Annotated in this window: 15 protein-coding genes and 1 pseudogene; 1 reads left to right on the top strand and 15 read right to left on the bottom strand. The window is 50.8% G+C overall.

The window, feature by feature from the left end; genetic code table 11:
• Positions 1-199 precede the first annotated feature (199 nt).
• From Q31b_RS20170 to Q31b_RS20145, 6 genes are all read right to left on the bottom strand, one after another.
• Positions 200-817 (bottom strand): DUF3482 domain-containing protein, encoded by a 618-nt coding sequence (locus Q31b_RS20170; protein ID WP_261343873.1) that lies wholly within the window; start codon positions 815-817, stop codon positions 200-202.
• The gene (locus Q31b_RS20165; protein WP_197171922.1) at positions 744-3,011 is read right to left on the bottom strand and encodes a dynamin family protein; all 2,268 of its coding nucleotides are present in this window, start codon (positions 3,009-3,011) and stop codon (positions 744-746) included. The genes Q31b_RS20170 and Q31b_RS20165 overlap by 74 nt, the downstream gene beginning before the upstream one ends.
• A 111-nt stretch (positions 3,012-3,122) precedes the next feature.
• Positions 3,123-4,304: an alpha/beta hydrolase gene (locus Q31b_RS20160; protein ID WP_146601473.1), complete on the bottom strand. Its 1,182-nt coding sequence runs from the start codon at positions 4,302-4,304 to the stop codon at positions 3,123-3,125.
• Positions 4,301-6,697, bottom strand: a complete 2,397-nt coding sequence (locus tag Q31b_RS20155) for an ATP-binding cassette domain-containing protein (RefSeq protein ID WP_146601472.1) — start codon at positions 6,695-6,697, stop codon at positions 4,301-4,303. The genes Q31b_RS20160 and Q31b_RS20155 overlap by 4 nt, the downstream gene beginning before the upstream one ends.
• Before the next feature lie 12 nt (positions 6,698-6,709).
• On the bottom strand, positions 6,710-7,858 hold the full coding sequence (locus Q31b_RS20150) for a hypothetical protein (RefSeq protein WP_146601471.1): 1,149 nt from the start codon (positions 7,856-7,858) through the stop codon (positions 6,710-6,712).
• Between the two features lie 25 nt (positions 7,859-7,883).
• The gene (locus Q31b_RS20145; protein WP_146601470.1) at positions 7,884-9,497 is read right to left on the bottom strand and encodes a hypothetical protein; all 1,614 of its coding nucleotides are present in this window, start codon (positions 9,495-9,497) and stop codon (positions 7,884-7,886) included.
• A gap of 582 nt (positions 9,498-10,079) precedes the next feature.
• Between Q31b_RS20145 and Q31b_RS20140 the strand changes: the two genes are divergently transcribed.
• Complete coding sequence (locus tag Q31b_RS20140; protein WP_146601469.1) at positions 10,080-11,702, top strand: hypothetical protein; 1,623 nt, start codon at positions 10,080-10,082, stop codon at positions 11,700-11,702.
• 15 nt (positions 11,703-11,717) lie between these two features.
• On the opposite strand, the gene Q31b_RS20135 is transcribed toward Q31b_RS20140, so the two are convergent.
• From Q31b_RS20135 to Q31b_RS20095, 9 genes and pseudogenes are all read right to left on the bottom strand, one after another.
• Positions 11,718-12,083, bottom strand: a complete 366-nt coding sequence (locus Q31b_RS20135; RefSeq protein ID WP_146601468.1) for a hypothetical protein — start codon at positions 12,081-12,083, stop codon at positions 11,718-11,720.
• A gap of 282 nt (positions 12,084-12,365) precedes the next feature.
• On the bottom strand, positions 12,366-12,809 hold the full coding sequence (locus Q31b_RS20130; RefSeq protein WP_146601467.1) for a transposase: 444 nt from the start codon (positions 12,807-12,809) through the stop codon (positions 12,366-12,368).
• Positions 12,810-12,979: 170 nt separating this feature from the next.
• Complete coding sequence (locus tag Q31b_RS20125) at positions 12,980-13,408, bottom strand: protein kinase domain-containing protein (RefSeq protein ID WP_146601466.1); 429 nt, start codon at positions 13,406-13,408, stop codon at positions 12,980-12,982.
• A complete protein-coding gene (locus Q31b_RS20120; RefSeq protein WP_146601465.1) occupies positions 13,401-14,297 on the bottom strand; it encodes a trypsin-like serine protease in 897 nt (298 codons plus the stop codon). The genes Q31b_RS20125 and Q31b_RS20120 overlap by 8 nt, the downstream gene beginning before the upstream one ends.
• A 37-nt stretch (positions 14,298-14,334) precedes the next feature.
• The gene (locus Q31b_RS20115; RefSeq protein ID WP_146601464.1) at positions 14,335-15,240 is read right to left on the bottom strand and encodes a trypsin-like serine protease; all 906 of its coding nucleotides are present in this window, start codon (positions 15,238-15,240) and stop codon (positions 14,335-14,337) included.
• 36 nt (positions 15,241-15,276) lie between these two features.
• On the bottom strand, positions 15,277-16,209 hold the full coding sequence (locus tag Q31b_RS20110) for a trypsin-like serine protease (protein ID WP_197171920.1): 933 nt from the start codon (positions 16,207-16,209) through the stop codon (positions 15,277-15,279).
• 37 nt (positions 16,210-16,246) lie between these two features.
• Positions 16,247-17,161, bottom strand: a complete 915-nt coding sequence (locus tag Q31b_RS20105; RefSeq protein ID WP_197171918.1) for a trypsin-like serine protease — start codon at positions 17,159-17,161, stop codon at positions 16,247-16,249.
• A gap of 211 nt (positions 17,162-17,372) precedes the next feature.
• Entirely contained in the window at positions 17,373-18,284 is a 912-nt protein-coding gene (locus tag Q31b_RS20100; protein ID WP_146601461.1) for a trypsin-like serine protease, read from the bottom strand.
• Positions 18,285-19,208: 924 nt separating this feature from the next.
• A pseudogene (locus Q31b_RS20095) lies at positions 19,209-19,603 on the bottom strand (hypothetical protein); the annotation flags it as partial.

Below are 19,603 nucleotides of genomic sequence, written 5' to 3'. Positions count from 1 at the left end.
TGCGTCGGAGCCTGCGAAGGGACCAACAAGCGGATACGTAACTCTACAACAGGCCGCACCGATGGCAGGGCGAACCAAGAAGACCTTGGAAAATTGGAAGCGAGAAGACCCCGATTTTCCAGCGTCCGACGTGAAGGCGAAAAAGCCGGGGCAAGCGAATGAATGGTTGTGGACCAAACACTCGATAAAACGACCCTTGCTACGATTCAATCGCCTGTCGGATCGCTTTCTCAAGCATTGATGTTGCTTTTTGCGATTTCTTCAGTCCGTCAATTTCACTGCGTGCGTCTTTGTCGGGCACAAACGCCTTGTGGTCAAACCGGATACAAACGTTATTTGGATCAGCACGACCACGGTTTTTTAGCACTTTCGCTGCGCTCACACCCGCACCGGTTAGTAAACATAATAGTTCCGTCGTCGGCCCAAGGCTTATGGTCGTCGAACCGGATTCCGTATACGATTCATAACCGCCGGCACCAAAATAGCCACCAATCGCACCGAGCGTTCCGCCGATCAACACACCGGTACCAAATGAAGCACCACCGACAAAAAGATCAATCGTCCCGCCCGCGACCGCACCGCCAGTAGCCGCTGCTGCGGTGGCCTGCCAACGCAGGCGTGAAGGCTCAAAGAAATCGATCTTCATTACCGATTCAGTCCCCTCGACATCGTTTAGCTCGTTGTTGATGTCGTCCATGCTAAAATGAAAATTCTCGACGATATGGGTTATGCAACAAGCCCGGTCATGCAGTCGTTTCGGCTTTGGTTTGCGATAACGCTTGCTGCATCGTCGAAGTTGACTCTTGCAGAGTCTCAATCGCTTGCCGGAATCGTTTCGATCTTGCCTCCAACTCTCCTCGCCGCGAACCGTACTCGATTTCGACCTCCCCTTGGACCGATTTTTCAAGCAAAGTACGGTATTCTCGAGAAAGCTCGCCTAACAGCTTTTTCTCCAAATCGTGCATCTCATTTATGACGATTGGCCAAACCGAATTGCGGACGTCTTCGCCAAACGTCTCAACATGTTGCATATAATGAGTGCTGAGCGTTTCCCGAATTTTTTTCGTCTTCTCCTCCATGTGCTCGGGTTTGATTTCTTGTCGCACGTCCTTTAGTTCGGTTGCAAACATACGTGCGGCCCCTTCGAGGCCGTCGATTATTTCGTTACCACCACCAAAGAAGGCAAAGAAACCCTTCGATTTGTAAACGAGGAGGCTATCAAGTTGGCCAGCCTTTTGTTCCACGATTCCATCAACCTTGTTCAAAACCATATCACGGCTTCCCGCGAGCACTTGCCCAAGCCCCTGAGTGACGGCAGCATCGAAGTTGACGTCGGACTTAAGTTTCTCCAGTTCATCTCGAATAACGTTCGTCAGATTCTCTAATGCGTCGCTGACATGTTGGCGTACCAATTTTTGAAATTCGGACTTCAAAACGGAATTAAGACCGTCCACTACCTTCATCTCTATTTCGAAGTAGTAAGGAAATGTTCGAAGCCGGTTGTCGGCAATGATTGACTTGTAAACCTCATACGCATCGGTCGAGTTGCCACTATCGATCTCTGCACGAAGTTGGATTGAAATGTGATCTTCGCCATCAGCGAATTGTTCGCCCCGTGACACCGCGATACCATCCCGTAGCGATTTGAAGCACTTCATCAATTCCGACTTCCGTGACTCGTATCGCATTTCGGTTCGGGTGCGAGTGTCAGCTGCCTGCTCGTTTTCGAGGGCACCATGGACCAACTGCTCGTCATGACGTTTCTTTTGTGACAGGTGATGTAAAAGCGGTTGGACCAAATTTTGCTGGGAATTGTCGACGGCTGATCGCAATGTCGTACTGCGAATACGGTTGTTTAAGTAGTCAAGAACCTCGCGTTGGAGGTCATCAATTTCACTTTCCTTAAACGCCGTTCGGTGGTCTCCACCGTACCGATGCGGCAATTCTTTTTCATATTCCTGTTGATGAGTCTTGAGCTTCGCGTCGTTGGGTTGCACCCCTCGAATAGCAAGCTGGCTTAGAAGACCATGCAACGCGTTGGTTTTTACCATTACATAGCTATCCGGGATGCTATATTCTTTCATCCGTTCTTGGAATCCGATCAGCGTTTCCGCTTGCTGCTGTTCGGATAAGGCATCCCACCGGTTGAGAACCCAAAAGGTCTTATCGGAGATCGACGATTCGCCGCTGCGTATTCGCTCGAGAATGTCCAGCTCGTCCTGGTTGAACAATTGCGTCGAACGAAGAACAAAAATGAGCGCATGGGCATCTTGTGTGACAAACCGATAAGTCAATCTTTCGTGACGGGGATTGGGAACGCTAATCCCCGGCAAATCGACGAGTTGCACATCCGATGGAATATCAGGAGCGTTAACAAAGACCTCAACGCGATCCAAAAACATGGCTTCCTTTTCGTCTCGAACGTGAATAGCCATTTCTTCGAGCGAGCAGTCCTTCGTTAAGCCACGATCAGGCAAATCGCGACGTTTCTTTTCCTCAAGAAATACCTCAAAGTACTGCAGAAGATTCTTGCCTTTGCCTTCACTTGTTTGCGGCCTGACTTGCTCCAAAAGTTCCTGCGTGGGCATGTTTGCAAGCTCAGGTTGCTTGAACTTATTTGCAAAGGACTCTCGGTAGAGCTCCTCTAGCGTTTCAACTTCGGCTTTACTGAGATAGCTTAGTCTTGCAAACTCCTTTTCACCGGTTGAACGAATGAAGGTTGGGACCGCAGTCGTGACTTCGGTAGATTCAGGTAGAAGGTAACGCCCCAAAAAGGCATTGACTAACGAAGATTTACCAGCACTAAAACCGCCAACGAATGCGACAGTCAAGTTCGGTTGGCGCAAACGGGTAATTTCACGTTCGATATGAACGAAACGACGTTGAGCTTCGGATGGAATTTCGCTAAAAAATGCCCCGTCTTTGATACGAAGATTTTGAACGACTTCGTTGGCCGACTCAATTGACTGAAGAATGGTTTCTCTTGCTGCTTTGTAACTTGTCGGATTCAATTGGAGGGTTCCTGGTTCAAATGAGTTAGACGCTAGTAACTGACTATATTTTGTACGGGTCCAGACCGGTAGTGATCGATGGCTCAATCCTTTTTTCGCCGCTTCCACTTGTCATCGTTTCGATCCTGCGGCATCGACCTTGCGCAGTTGTGCCAGGATCCACTCTAGCACTTCGTCGTTGTCTTGGTTCACTTTCAACAAACCGGTGTGGGAACGACTAAAAACTCGCTGACTATAATGATGATCGATTGCTGTCGCACTCCGCACTGTAACCGCACCGTCGCCTACGCCTTCAACAACCTCCGATGCAGACGCCAAAACACGCAGATGCGCCGCAAACTGCTCGCTGGGGTTCAGTCTTTCGATCACTCGCTCAATTAATCCTGAAAACTTCACTATTTCATCTTTTTTGATCGGTCCACCGCTGCCAGCAACCAAGTGTAATCGCACGACGGGCGGGAGCGAGCGTTTGAGCAGATCTCGTCGCTGTTGACTATCTGGCTTCAAAAGCTCGATCGCTTCACCCGAACCGTCAGCTAATGTATCGATTGCCCCCAAATCAAACGCCATCAATCGAACGGCGACATCGGCTAATTCTAAATCGGATTGAAAACGAGCCATGGAGGAACCGGCAAAGGGAGTACCGAGGGTGACGAGATCCGTCACAGGAGTAGACTTTGCACTCGCCAAAGCTTCCCAGGCAACAAGCCCGCCGAGACTATGAGCGACGATGGCCCAGCGGGTTTGCGGATAGCGGCGATGTAGTCGCTCAAGTTCCCCCTGCAAGAATTTTGCGGGCTCCTTAATACCCCCGTCGTTGGGATAGACCATCTGTAGAGGAAACCAGCCATGGGCTTCAAATGCAGGGGCAAGCTCGCGATACGTCAGCTTTCCGCCTTCGAGGCCATGGACTAGCACCACCACGCGATCTTGTCCCGTAAAATCGTCGATATTCAAGAAACTTGGCGGAAACAGAATCGGCACGATTTCGTTCACCTTGTCTTCAGCGAATTCAATCCGCAGCCGAGTGGATGAGATGTCATACTCGGTGACGACAGCCTGCGTTTTAAGCAGCATCAACGCAAACCGCGTCTTGGTCGTCAACGGATACCACACAGCCTCGCTCTCGCTCGCCCTCTCGTTTTTCGATAGCCCAGTAAACCTGCTCGCATCATAACGATCGCCTTGAATTGGCAATTCAATGACGACGGTCGCTTGCGGAACCGGCTCGTCGGCTCGCAATAGCAGCAGCGGACTCAACGCAAATAAGATGCAAACAAAAAGCGGCTTCATGATTCCGCCTTGGGCTTACTGGAAATTGCCTGCACCCACACACGCAATCGACGCACAATCACGCGAGGTGCAAAACCGCCGCTGAGAATCACGACGACGAAATGGCACAACATCGCAATCAACACCAGTCGAATCATCGCATCGCGACGCAAAACGGCATATCCGTATTTCTGCTGGTGTTCTTCGTCCTCAAGGCATTTAACGATAGGACGCAGCGAGATGTCAGCATAACGTGTCAATGTGCCGTAGGATGCTATCGTGGCGAAACGAAGCGGTGTTTTCGTGTTTTCTTCGAGTCGATAATCGATGTCTTTTTCAGACAATGGCTTTCGATTGCCTCCCGGTGCCGCACTACTACATTCTTCGCAGATCAACCCCGTCTTGGGCTCGAACCTGACTAGCGTCGATGGGCAGCCCTCAATGCCTTCACAGCGATTCTGCCACCAGAATCCCGCATAGGTTTTCTCGACATTCTGGTCACTCACTTCGGCTTGAATCACAAACGCAGAAAAGAGGATTTGAACCATCATCACCAACGGTAAAATTGAAGCAGCAACTAGCGTCCGCCATTTCGCTATGGCCGATATCATCAGCCCAAGTTGGGACGCAGCCAATCCGACAGCGATCAAAGTCGCGAACACTTGCCAATTGCCTACATCCAAATTTTTAAACGGTGTGTCGCCCAAAGAGACGGTTCCGACTCCAGGAGTGTCGTCACTGCTGCCATAAAACATTGGCTGCTGAAGCCAGCCATGACGAATGAACCAGAACACGCCAAAAAATAGACTCGTCTGAATCACCGTCACGAGAAACAGGAAAGTGGACTTGGCGGCGAGAAACGGATAGGCACGCAGCCCCTGCTGGCGTTCGTACTCGATTCGGTGCCAATTGGTCGTCAAGGCCAAGTGACTGTGACTAGCGGCCATCCAAATCACCGACAACACGCAAAGAAACCCAGCCAAATGTGGATGAAGCTTTTCCTGAGGCGTTTCCGTCGGCAAAGCCAAACCGATCGAGATGGCGAACAAAATCGGAATCACCAAACCGACAAGAATCCACTGTGGAACCGCAATACGAAGTTGCCGAATCGACTGCGGTAACCAATTCACCAATCGATCACCAAAGGGATGAAGCTCGCCAGTGAAAAACTTTCGCTGTGCGAACTGAGTCCACTCGCGACGGAAAATCTGTGCGAATTGCCTCAACCGCGAAGCCCGCTGTTGTTTTCCACTGGATGTTGTATCCGGCAGCGGGCCATCTGGTAGCGAGTCAGCAATGATTCGTCCGCGGTCGAGCGTCAGGACTCGATCAAAGTGGTCCATCCCGTGTCGATGGTGAGTAACCGTGATCACGGTTGCTCCCAACAGACTGAATGTGCGCAGCAATCGCCGGATATCGAGGGCCGTTTTGGGATCGAGGCCACTATCCGGCTCGTCGAGCAGCAACACGCCTGGGCTACGTGCAAACGCCGCCGCCAACCGTGTACGCCGCAATTGACCACCAGAAAGCTGCGATGGGTAGCGACCAGATAGATTTCGCAGCCCAACGACTCGCAAAGACTCATCGATCCGGTCGCTGCGGATTTCAGGGTTCACCAATCGCACGTAGTCAATTGTCTGTTGGCCAACCGTCAAATCCTCATGTACCACGTCTTTCTGCGGCACATAAGCGATCTTGCTCATTGCGGGATCGTCACCGTCATCGCGACTTTGTCCGTCGATCAGCACGATGCCACGGCCAACGCGAGTTTCAGCAATTTCACGGATCAAAGTCGATTTTCCCGACCCGCTCGAACCGATAATCCCCACAAATTGGCCTGAGGTGAACCGCAACGCCGGAACATTCAACCGCTGGCCCAGGGTCACCTCACGTAGTTCCACCGAAGAGCCGACAAGTGGATTACCGGCTTCTAACCCGAAACCATTGCCATACGAATAGGCATGAAAAACCCAGGGGTAGGAACCGATCGTTAAGAGGTCACCGGGCGAGAGCTTTCCAGCATGGGTTACTTCGCCACGGATCGTTATCCAGTCGTCTTCGCTATGCTCGGGTGCCAACATGCGAACATACAACGCTTGTTGATCTGGCGGACACCACAGAAACAAGCACGTATCGTCGTCCAGCACTCCGTTGTAGTTGATCTCTTTTGCACAAACCTTTTTCGACTCACCCTCACGTATGTGCAACTGCCAAGGTTGCCCAGGATGCGTGTTGAGGTAACTGGCGTGCCATGCGGAGCCAGCGCCGATGCTGCGACCCGACTCAGTGGGCCACGGCGGTAACCCAGCATCTTCGGCTTGCACTTGAGGGTACGAACATTGCAAACAATGCCCGTCCTGTACGATGCCACCACGACACATCCGGCATCGTTCGTGCGGCTTCACTGAATTCATCGTAGACAATGCTCAATCCATTCGCTTTGCTTCGTATCGCCACTCAGCGCGAACGTTTTTTGACAACTCCGCTTTGAACAGGAAATGGTCTGTGGAAAGCCGGTTGTAGCTAATGTCGCCGGTCCCATTCGCCATTAACAGCATCGCATCGCCATTGTCAACCTTCATGCCGCCTTCCATTGAATTGATTTGGTAGCGAGTCTCTTGGCCGTCGCTTTCCGTGAACACCGTCACATCGCCACTGACGATCGATAGATTGCGAACGTCCGAAGTGTCATAGCTTCCATTGCTCCCATATCGCAAGTTGATTTTGCCCATCGAGACTGCATCCCCTTGGCCTGAAAAAATCGATGCTGCTCGTGATGCATCCAACTGCCACTTGTCACCGATGCGTTTGGCGAGCGATGGGAAGACGTAAAGTTCCGCTAACGGATCGGCTCCCGCAGCCCAAGCACGTATGTCTTCGACTTTGATTTTGGGTGCATTGCCGATTGAGCTTTTCACCTGAGTTGCTTTTGTGACACCGAAACCATTTACCCACTCCAGTTCAAAAGCGCAACCCACATAGACCCTTGGGTTTTCAACCCATTCGGTCTCCTTAATATTGATCAACTGGTCAACGGAGATGCCAATCCCTCTCGCGACTGCTGTCAGCGTCCGTTCATATTGCGGATCAATCTGTTCCCCTTTCTTAAGCAGTATCGTAGCCATGCGATAAGCAGGCGATCCAATCATTGCGGCTTGATCGGCCTTATTCAACGCATACTTCAAGACAGGATCGCCGACATCGAAACCGGTTATTCGCATCCTTTGTTTAGACACGACCTTTGACGTCCCTGCATCGATCACATCGACACGCATTTTGATCGTCGCGGTTTGACCGAATTGCACGTTGTCCAAAATCTTCACCTGCGTCAGATAGCGATTGGCTTGGACGAAATAAGCTTCGCCTTCAATCCCCCAATTGCTCGAACGTCCCGTTCCGTTGACCCGCAGCACCGACAACGCCTGCCAAGTTTTTCCTTTCGGATAACGCATGAGTAACTCGGTCGAGTCAACAGGTGTAAATCGTTTTTGTTGCTCTTTCGGTATTTCGACCGTTTGAGCCGACAGGGGTGCCGCGATGGCACCTAACAGTACGAGGAAGTAAATGGTTTTCATTGAATTCTCTAGACAAAGGGGGGGCTTAATTTAACTCGTCTTCTAGGTGTATTGGTACTCCACCGTCCTTGTCCGGCTCTGGGTGAAGTATCCGTGGTTTGCCAGGTGCAAACCCTAAGGACTCGATGGGAGGACCAGGCAAGGGAGTGACATCGAATTTCAACATGAAATCACCGTTTCTAAACTCACCGATTGCGAATAGGGGCAATGCCAATGCACCCGTTGCTTTCTTGGTAATCTGATTGTTCCCAATCATATTCATGTATGACCCGCTTTCTAGCCAAATTGGAATGGGTTGACCGGCCTTCCAGGTAATGAATGCACGGGCAGGACTTTTCTTGTCGAAATCGAGTTTTTGAGATGAGTTGGCTTTTGCTTTGATGACAGAATCTTTGTCATTCTGGGTGTCTCGGATCGTCAGCCAGAAGTCATAGCCCACATATCCATTCGGAACGTGGGTGTCTCTAAGGACGAGCGTTCGTCTTTCATTTTCGGCGGCTTGTCCGTACCAAACCTTCAATGCCTTTTTAACGTCATCGTTGCTCTGGCCTTCGATTCTTAGGGTCACCTCATCCTTGGTGGCTTTATCTAAGACGATATCCCACCAAACCTCCGATGCTTCGACCAAGTCTGTCAGAACGCTGTCGGCGTAATCGACTTCTTCATTGGTCAATTGCTCTTTTACCCTGATTGCCTGAAATTTTTTATCGCCACGTAAGTTCGCATCTTCAGCAAATAATTTGTAACGTTTGTCTTGCAAAAGATCGTCGATCGGGAATTTTTTTGGATCGGGAGGCTGGGGTGAATTCTGTGTGTTGGGCCTATTCTTCAACCGTTGATTCTCAGCAACAAGTTGCTCATTATCATCTTTTAATGACTGTTTATCAAAAGATGCCGTGTCAAGCTTGTCGGACAGGGATCGAGATTTTGTTTCCTCCCCGCTCCAAAGCCACAACAGCGATATCAGCAAAAGAAATGCGACTCCGAGTCCCGCCATTGTCGACTTTGAGAAACTTCGAGCCACATCAATCCAACCGGCGGGTTTCAATTCCGAGCGATCGGTTAGCCGAACTAATCCAACATGATCGCCTAGGAAGTCCGCTGTGGTCTGTTCAGCGTCAGCGCCGCAAAGTAACAGCGATTTGACCAGCTTGCGGCAAACCCGATTCGAGCGTCTTCGCAGGATTGAAGTCGAAATGCAACCTGCCAGTTCCTTTCGATACGCTTGGCCTGCGTCTTTGACTTCGGGACGTTTGTTTGGCGGTACAAGAAACTCCGCTGCAACGACTCCCAACGCAACAAGGTCGTCAACCTGTCGTGGCGGTTGTCCAACATTCAAATAAAGCCTCGAATCGGCGTCGTTGCGAGCCGTGTTTTCGCAAGTCGTCGGACGCGAAAGATCGCAAACCAGAATTAAGTGGCCGTCATCGGTTCGCCTAAGCGAGTCCTCGCGTATATTGCCACAGCCACTACCCGCCTTGTCATGTGCCAATTGGCGATGCAACACCGCCAACCCATACAGGATACGAGTCAAGTCGCGATCATCGCCCCGCCCCAACTGTTTCGCCGGCGCAAGCGAATTTGCATTTTCGTCCCCCAGCACCAATCCGCTGGCAGCGTTTAACAATTCAGCTTGCATAACCCACTCGCATTCTGCTCTTCCCACTTTTCCGAAAACCAAATTCGACAACGCCCGAGGTTAGTTCATGTCTTCCGAGTATACAACGACATGCGCCGGGCGTGGGGGACAAGTGAGGGTATAAAAAAGATGCCTCCGGCAATTCAGTTACCTCAATCAGCATGATTAGTTAGTCACTCGCCTGCGACAGTTTGCCTATGTTCGGTAAGTGTTGAACGAACGGCTCGCCATCTACATTGCTGTACGGGTTAAGCATTAAATGAACCGAATTGGCTGAATGATGCGGGCATATCGGGTAAATCAACTTTTCGTTTAAGCACGATGGCACTTGCGAGGCGAGTCTCGAGTCATCAATTCGAAGTAGGTATTCAGGGAATGCCTAATTGTGCTGGCGAGACTTGGGGCGTAAAAGTCGGACGGCTAGCTGTTTAGCACAAGCGTGTCGGACGTGTTAGATTACTGGGTAGTGTTGAAGATGCTCACACTTGATTTGATGAGGAGCCAGTGCTATTCATAGGCTTCGGCGAACTCGTATTCCGAAACAAAACGAAGTTAATTCGGCAGTATTAAAGGTGAATAGGTATGATTCGGGTATTTGCTTTGGTTTGGGCGGTCTTGTTGTGCCTGCTGAGTGGCCTGGGTCGCACCGCTGATGGTGCTGAACCTTCGCCGCCGGTACGTTCCTATTTTGAAGCGATTTCCGGCTACATGGATGCGGAAAGTTCGTGGCAAACCTATATCGACGCTACCAACACAATGCAGCAGGAAGTCGAGTACACGAAGCGTGATTTCTACGCAATGGGGATCAAAACGTGTGATGCGACCGCGCGTAAAGCAGACTCGCTTAGACGGGCTTATGAGTTGTACAGTGGAAACCTAAGAGTGCTCAAGCTTGAGCCGAAGTCAGTACAACAGTTTGCATCGCTGGCAATCAGCGAGCAGAATGCCCTCTTGGAGTCCTCTTCAGATGCTGCGGCTCGTTGGGGCGAATACAGCCGGAATATGTCTCAGATGGGGCTTGTGTTTCACAAGGCTGATGCGTACATGAAACTGACTGCTGATAAGCGACGAAAACTGCACGAACAGGCAGTCGGCACACAGCAGTCTGTCTATCAATACACGAGCGGTTGCTACGACGGAAAACAAGGCTGGGAAACCTATTCATCGTGTCGCAGTGAGATGGGATTAGGAACCGACTATTCCCAATTCGAGTTCATCAATTTAAGCATCGATGACATCGACCGACTCGCCCGATCAGCAAAGTATGAGCGTGATGGATACTCAGCATACAGAAAAGCGTTGCGCAGATTGGATATCGCGGTCATCGAGCAAAAGGAATTCGCCTCACTAACCGATGCAGCACAAGAACAACTTGTCGCTGCCTCGCTCGATTCGGCCGCAAAGTGGCCTGACTACAACAGCAATATGAAACGCATGGGCAAGTCGTCGCTACGCTCGAAAGAGTTTTTTCAGTTGGCCGCCGTTGAGCGTGAACAACTCTGGAGTCGATCAGTTGGTACGACTCGCACGTCTTGGCAAGTTACTCGCGGGTATTACGCTTCCGATGATGGATGGAAAGCCTACCAAACATCGCTCAACGAGCTTGGAATCGCATTGGCTCATGACGAATTCGAGTTCATCAACTTGGACATCGAATCCATTGATCGGCTTGCTCGCCATGCGGTTGAAAGCCTACATCTCTTTCGAGAGCTTAACACGATCCACGAATTGGCCAGGATGCCAATCCCGTACACGAAAACCGAAATCTACGAAACCGCCGATCTTGGCCATTGGCAAAAATTGATCGATGCCCGGCTTCAAGAATGGACACCACGAATCGTTTACGATCAAAGCTGCAAGAATCTTGGTCGAACTCCTGACTGGGCGTTGTTCAATCGATCATCGTTCAATGCACAGCAGCAAATGGCCGCCAAATCCCAAAAAGAAATCTCGGACCGCTGGTGGCGTGAGAAGAAACAGGGGCTCACCGACGCGAAGGATAATGTAGCTGGTTTTGGTAAAAACACGGCTGACTTCTTGGACGAAAACAAAGAGGCCGTCGGAAAACTATTGTTTGCAGCAGCAGCTTCTTGCGTGAAGGGACTAGTCAATCCATTACCAGCACCGGTGGAAGTCGACGGCTATACACGAACGGATGGGACAGAGGTCAGGCCTCACACGCGTAGAGCCCCAAACTCAGAATGAGACGATAGGATGACGTCAAAATGTTATCGCAGGAAACGCGAGAAAAATGCTTCGGGGTTCATACCTAGGTTCTTTTCGATTCGTTTCATTCTCGCTTTCAAAACAGTGCTTGTTTCCAAGTTCTTCGATTTGGACATTCTCCATCATCTCCAAAGAAACCAGGATGGCGTCGCTCCTCTGTTTCCAATCCTCCGAGGCAATCGTCTCCGCCAATCCGACCTGTTCTTGCACGAGCTTGATTTGCCCGTTCGTGGCTTGGACCGTTCCACTGACGGCGGCGAAACCCGTGTCGATTTCGTCCTTGTTTGGCAATTGCCCTACGAGAATAAGGATGGCCATGGCCAGCATAAACTCAATCACCACCAAAATTGCAAGTCGCATGAGAAACCTCAGGTGTGAAAAGGTGTCGGATAATGTCTCCCCCGCTGGCCGACCGTTCGCGAATTAAAAGGGCAGAGCATCGAAAAAGGAAACCAGGTATTAGAACGCTAAATTGAACATTCGATCCGCTATTGTCCGGCGTAAAGCGTAACGATCGCGTTCATTGTTGGACGTCCGCATTGCTGCAATGTCATCTCCAGATAGTAAAGGCAAATATGGCAATGAAAAAGGCCTCCTCAGCAGAATCTGTGGGTAAATTCTGGCTCGGGAAGATCGCCTAGGTTACGGTATACGGTATAGCGCGATTTCGTAGGCGTTTTGAGTCCGAAAACCATAAGATTTTCTGGTGATCCGTTTTAGTTTGTTGTTAAATTCCTCACCGATTCCTGATAATAACGCCCCATCGGCCCGGAACCAATGCAGAAGTAGGTCGCGTTTCTTACGAAGTGTCTTCGCGAAATCTTTCAACGGCTTAATTTTTTTTCTCATCGCTCGAGTACACCAAGCACCAAGAAACTTTCCTGCCGATGCCGCATAGTTGTATTCGCAGAACTGTTGAAAGTCTTCTTTCATCAAGCGGCTGCGCACGCTTTGCAGGTTGTACTGTAGCAACTCATCGAGCTTGATCGCTTCGGCACGGATGTATTGCTGGCTATACGGGCACGGCCGGAACAGGCTCGGGCGTTCCAGGCAGTGGGCCGGTTCGTGGAACGTCGTACCCAGCATCTTGTTGTACGTTCGCTCGGGAAAGTCCCGTTCGATGTTAAGGTTGCCCAGCACAATCACTGGCCCGCGACGGCCATCCTGCCCACCAATGAAAAACGGCAGCCTTTCAGCTACCGTTTCTATGTCGCTTCGCTCCGGTGCAAACGGTAGGTCCTAAAGACAGTGATCGGCTACCGTCCATCAATTTCGTCCTTTGGCCTCATCTGAATCCCGAATCCCGAGGCTGACCCCAATTCTTCAACAACACCGACTTCGTACACGGTGGCGATGTTGCGATGATCCAAGCGGGCAGCCGATTCGGCTTCGGCATGAAAGCGAGCAATCTCTTCACCACCAGAGAGCTGGCCCAGTGAGATCACTTTCAGTGCAACCAGACGGTCAAGCGTTCGTTGCTTGGCCAGGTAGACGATCCCCATTCCACCACGACCAAGTTCGCGAACGATTTTGTAGTCGCCAATCTGCTCAACGCCGAAATCAGCAACAGACCCGGAGTCCTCTGATGAGGCGCTAATTTGAGCACGCTGGGTGTGCAGGCTGCTGAACGGATCGTCAATCGGATTTTCTTCAGGAGCGGAAACGCCAGGTTGTTGGTCAGACATGGTGGCAGGCACGACGAGTTCTACGTCGTTTTATGAAAATTGCGATTGGCAAGACCGTTGAAAGAAGCAGCAATGCACTTGGTTCAGGAACACCAGAAACGGGGTTGTTTGCCATCGTAGTGTCAATCCATTCATTGTCCAGCTTTGAAAAAGCTGTTATCGTAGAAGCCGCATTTGAAGTTATTCCCCAAAGATCTTCTCCAACAATCCACCCTCCACCAGAGTCGCCCTTAGTGCCTTTCATTTGAAGCAGATTGTAACTTGGACCACCAAATCTACCATCAACCCGTATCATGAATTGCTCAGGTGAAACCGGGAAAGCACCTACGGTTTCTATCAAATCCGTCCCTGCTCGACGATCACCTGTTAGAGCTTGATCCGTGCTTCCTTGCGTTTCTAACCGCCCAAATCCAACAATATCTCCTTGGGCTCCAGCAACGACGTTGCCCCTGAAGCGGTTGATTGGAGTTACTGTTTCGAACGGACTGTCAAAACGAAGCAAAGCTAAGTCATACCCTGTTCCCACATCTCGATAACTCGGGTGCAAGAATAATTCTGATGCCAACATGTTTTCGCCTCGATTCGTATTGAAATTTGGGCCGAATCCAAAACGAAAAGAATCATAGGTCGATGACAAATCGTTATCAACACTCAACGCTCCGTGTGCACTCATTAAGACCCAGTGTGGATCTATCAGAACTCCACTTGCACCAAACGTCGTTCCATTCACTCCATCGTCTACCTCGTACCATCCCACATAAGGATGCTCATCCGCCAAAGCCAAATGCTCCGAATCTAGCCCAGTAATCAAGCCAGCGTCGGCTGGGATGGCGAAGCATGTGATCGCAATGATCGAGAAGCGGAGAGCGGTGAGTTTGGAGATGTTCATGGCTGGGTTGTTCGCAGAAGGGAGGACGGAGATTGCGTCAGGGAGCGTGGTTCAGTGAAGCCGCTTTCCGTTTGCGAACAAACGCAACAATCGGAACCGCTGCCAATAGCAAAAGAACCGAATTCGGTTCGGGGACGGCCGAGGGGTGAAGTGCCATGGTAGCGTTGACCCAGTCGATGTCGATTAAGGCATAACCCGTTGTCGTCCCAATGTTATTCGTTAAGCTTGACCACTTCGATATAGCAGCAAGCTCTCCACCGATGACTAGAGCACCACCGGAATCTCCGGGAGTTCCAGCCATCCCTAATTCTCTATATTTAGAGTGTCCCTCTGGCAAAAGCCTAGTATAAACACCATTTGCATAAAGAAAATCATTTCCAATCACAACATTATTTCCAGCCCTACGATCGCCAGTCAAGATTTGATCTGTAGTATCAACCTGCTGATAGTAGCCGTATCCAACAATATCCGATTCCATACCCGCAGCTACACTGCCAGCATAGATGTCGATGGGAGCAGTCGAAGTAAACGGGTTCTCGAAGTACATCAATGCTAGGTCATATCCGGTGTTTCCACCGGTGTAGCTTCCGTGGAGGTGCAATTCCGAGGCAAGCATATTCTCACCTCGGTTCGATATAAAATTCGATCCTAAACCAAATCGAAACGAATCGAGATTGTATGCAGAGCCGAGGTCTCCACTGACGCTAAAAACCTGATGGGCGCTCATGAGCACCCAATGCGGATCGATAAGTACTCCGCTGCCACCAAATCGTGTTCCGCCTTCAATTTTCTCAGTTTCCAACCATCCAACATACGGATGCTGGTTTGCTCGTTCCAAATACAAAGCGTCCGCCGTAATCACCAAGCCAGCGTTGGCCGGGATGGCGAAGTATGTGAATGCGATGATCGATGTGCAGAGAGCGGTGAGTTTGGTGACGTTCATTATGGGTTGTTCGCAGAAGGGAGGACGGAGATTGCGTCAGGCAGCGTGGTTCAGTGAAGCCGCTTTGCGTTTGCGAACAAACGCAACCATGGGTGCCGCTGCCAATAACAAAAGAACCGAACTCGGTTCGGGGACCGCCGAGGGGTGAAGTGCCATTGTCTCGTTGACCCAGTCAATGTCGATCAGAGAGTAATAAGTGTTTCTACCGTAAGAATTATTGGTGCTCGTAAAGCTAGAGATACCAGCAAGCTCACCACCGATGATGAGGCCACCTCCCGAGTCACCGGGAAGCCCGCCCATCCCAAGAGGTTGGTATTCCGGCCACCCAGCCCCATCGAATCGAGTCCCAACATAATTCGGACGGAATCCGACGTTCGTTATCGTATTTGTCCCCGCCATCCTGTCTCCTGTATAGCTGTCCGGAGTCGGAGTCGCTTCCCCTTCTACAAGGTTGTAGCCAAACCCAACAATGTCCGATTCCATGCCGACAGCCACCGTGTCGCCATAAAGGTGAACTGGAGCGACGGAGGTGAAGGGATTCTCGAAATAGAGCAATGCAAGATCGTAGCCTTGACCAACGTCTGTATAGCTTGGGTGCAAGAACACCTCTGAAGCGTATAGAGTTTCGCCGAAATCGGTGAAGTAGTTTGATCCAAAGCCCATCCGAATATTTGAGTGGATCGCGTTTAGATTATTGTCTCCCTCAACGACTCCATGAATTGAGGTGATTACCCAGCGAGGGTTAATCAAAACCCCACTCTGCCGAAATCGAGTCTCGCCGATAGAGTCATCGGTTGAGCTCTGCCATCCCACATACGGATGCGACGCGGCTCGATCGAGATAGCCTTGTCCGTTGGAGTCGACGTAATCGGGGTCAAGGCTATGGACCAAGCCAGCGTTGGCTGAGATGGCGAAGCATGTGAATGCGATGACTGAGGTGCAGAGGGCGGTGAGCTTGGAGATGTTCATGGGTGCGTTGTTTGCAGAAGAGAGGACGGACATTGCGTTAGGCAGCTTGGTTCAGTGAAACTGCTTTGCGTTTGCGAACAAACGCGATCGTCGGTGCCGCTGCCAATAGGAAGAGAAGCGAACTCGGTTCGGGGACGGCCGATGGATGGCTTGCCATGGTGGTACTGACCCAGTCGAGATCGATTAATGAGTAGTAAGTACTTCTGCCATAGGTGTCACGAGTACTGGTAAAACTCGAAATTCCGGCGAGCTCATCTCCAACAATGAGCGAGCCACCAGAATCTCCTGGTAGTCCTCCCATTCCAAGCTCTCGATACTGGCTGTGCCCCGGACGATCAAACGTGGTCTGAGCATATCCAGGAAAGACGTCCAATGACCGTATCAGGTTGTTACCCGCCATTTTGTTGCCAGTTTGCAGTCGCTCAGTGCTTTCAACTTCCATTGCTAATCCGTATCCAACAATGTCCGATTCCATGCCTACCGCCACCGTTCCGGTGAATAGACTGACTGGCGTTATCGAAGCAAAAGGGCTGTCAAAGCGAATCAAGGCCAAGTCGTACCCATTTCCCACCGCGTTGTAGCTCGGGTGAATGAAGAACTCAGCAGCTGCTCTAATTTCACTACCGCGATTAGTCAAATAGTTAGAGCCAAGCCCAAAGTCATAAGAGTCAAAGAGATAATTGCGACTATTGTCAACTATTTGATGAGCCGACATCAATCCCCAATGTGCGTCAATCCAATTCCAGCTAGCGTGCCCATCAACGGTGCCGCTGTTGAGACCTTCCATAAACCCAACGTATGGATGAAGTGCCGCACGATCGAGATAACCTTGTCCATTGGAGTCGACGTAATCGGGATCAAGGCTATGGACCAAGCCTGCGTTGACCGGCAAGGCGAAGCATGTGATCGCAACGAGCGAGGTGCATAGGGCAGTAAGTTTAGAGACGTTCATGGGTGAGTTGTTCGGAGAATTGATGTCGGACATTGTGTCACGCAGCGTGGTTCAGTGAAGACGCTTTCCGTTTGCGAGCAAACGCAACAATCGGTGTCGTTGCGAATAGGCGATTAAATCGCTTTCCGGCGTAAAAAGACCGCGTGATAGGGTCGCGTCCCAAAAAAAAGCGTGTCGGTTTTTAATTCACACTAGGCCAAACCAAACACGCTCATAAAGCCAGAAGATTCCTTTGGCGAGATTTAATGCCTCGCCGCCGGTGGACACGCCTTGAAATGCAGATCGCGCCGATACTAGCCAAAAGAAAGCTAGACGAAGGCTCCGGAACCGCGACGACAGAATCAATCCAATCGTTAAACTGACTGACACTGACAGCTCCGGTGAAGGATGGATACTCAAAGGGCGTTCCTCCGACAACCGTGATCCCGGAGAGTTGGTACTCACCATCAACCAATTGAAACCAGCCGCCTCCAGAATCTCCTGGCGCTCCCTTCCATTCCATATCAAGGATGGACGTTACAGTCGTTTCATTACTATAAACAATGAGATTGAAATCATCAAAAATGTACCGGAGCATGTTTCGTCCCGCACGCATAAACGAATCCTCGTCTAGCTGAATATTGGCAACTCCATGGTCCCCGAATCCTGCCATCAAGTACTCCGTCTGGTGATAGTTGTTCGCGTATCGTGGCGGGATATCCTCCCCGCGATATCTCGTGGCAGTCGCAACATCCGTAATGGGAGTTGCCAATCTCATCAATGCCAGGTCTGGCACGCCCGATATATTATTGGCTCCTATAGGCCATCCAGGATGGATGACGACTTCCGCAATCGACCGCGTATGAGTCGGATTCAGACTATCACGCCCAAGTCGGAACTCAGTGATGTTGAAGTTGTCCCCAACATGCCCGGCAGTCAACACCCAGTCCTCTGAAATTAGAACGCCACTTCCCCAGGGAGACGTCGTCGGTGTTGCGAAAGAACCTACTGGATCAAACACGCTTTGCTGCGCGAATTCAGTAGATCGTTCAAGCTCTTCGAGCGAAAGGTAGACGGCACCATGGGCAGTTACGTTCAGGATTGAACACAAAAGCAAACTTGCAAAGACAGTATTTTGTTTCATAACAGCATCAGCTCATGTATCGATAATCTTTGGAGGCCATAACAATGGATGTTCAGGGTCGGGTGCTCGACGTGTCCGATTGTAATTCCCTAGCTGGGGGCGTACCAGCCAGCCACTCGCAATTCTGGCACGACCCAATGACCACTTGCCCGTGGCAAAGTGACGCACACTTCTTGCGTCAACGTATTTTAAAAGCGAATTCGAAAATTTGTTACGAAAGGTAGAAGGCAGCTCGACTGGCTTGGGGAGCTACCAATATGGCAAGGCTAGTGTCCGAAAGCCAAGTCGCTTACCGCTTAAGTAAAGATGCCGAGATCTGGAATGTCTACTCCACGAGCGTGAAAGTGTTTGCGAATGGGTGAGATGTCGCGACCAGCACGCGTTTGTATCGAGCTCGTTACTTTGCATCCAAAACGCAATCTTGTCGCTAAGGATCTTGTTGACGAGGGATTTGCTTCGTAACAGAACCGTTCAGTAGGACCGTTCATCCCAAGAATCTAAAAGATCATTAGCGCATTGTTTTTTCATATACTGGATTGCCTCGCCGTAGTCGCTGTCACAGCTTGCATCGGCGGTTGTGTGAACAGTGTCTTCGAGCTGTCCCATCTTGCCGCTACCTCAGTAATGAATCGACGTCCAACCATCACCAGCACCTGTGGAAGTCGACGGCTACGTGCGAACGGATGGGACAGAGGTCCGGCGTCAAACGCGTAGAGCCCCAAATTCAGAATGAGACTATAGGATGACGTCAAAATGTTAGCGTAGGAAACACGAAGAAAATGCTTCGGGGGCGTTTCAGCCTTCTTTCGAATCGGTTGACGATTTCGAATCACGGATTCGCCGTCCACCTCCCTCTCCCTCTCTAACGGCTAAAAAAAAGCCGCAGCCCGCTTACGGGGTGTAAGGCGGGTCGCGGCGGGTGAATCACTCAAGCCGCACTGGCTCGGGTGATTCGGGTGGACTTGGCTGCGGTAGCAGCCGGGGTTGATCGCTGGTGGCGTCGATTAGGATCGTGTCGACGATTTCGGCATCGGCTGTTTCCGTCGCTCGCGGCCAGAGCAGGATCACGACTGCGACGATCGGGAGTAGACAAGCAAAGAGAATCCCGCTCGTTTGGATTACTGCTGCAATGATTGGGGCTCGGCGTTCACGCTGGTCCCATTGCCGCCGGTCTTCCTCGAGCTGGTCTCGCCCGCGATTGAGTTCACCTTGCAGATCGCCCACCGATTGTTGCAGGCGTACGAGTTCCTCGAAAGTCTCGGGTGTGACTCGTGTCGTCGTTCGCGTCGACATGCCGGGGAGAATCGTCAGCGAAAGAC

It is taken from the genome of Novipirellula aureliae, from assembly GCF_007860185.1.
Classification (GTDB): Bacteria; Planctomycetota; Planctomycetia; order Pirellulales; family Pirellulaceae; genus Novipirellula_A; species Novipirellula_A aureliae.
Note: the sequence above shows the minus strand (reverse complement) of the source record. Positions and strands in the feature narration are given on the sequence as shown.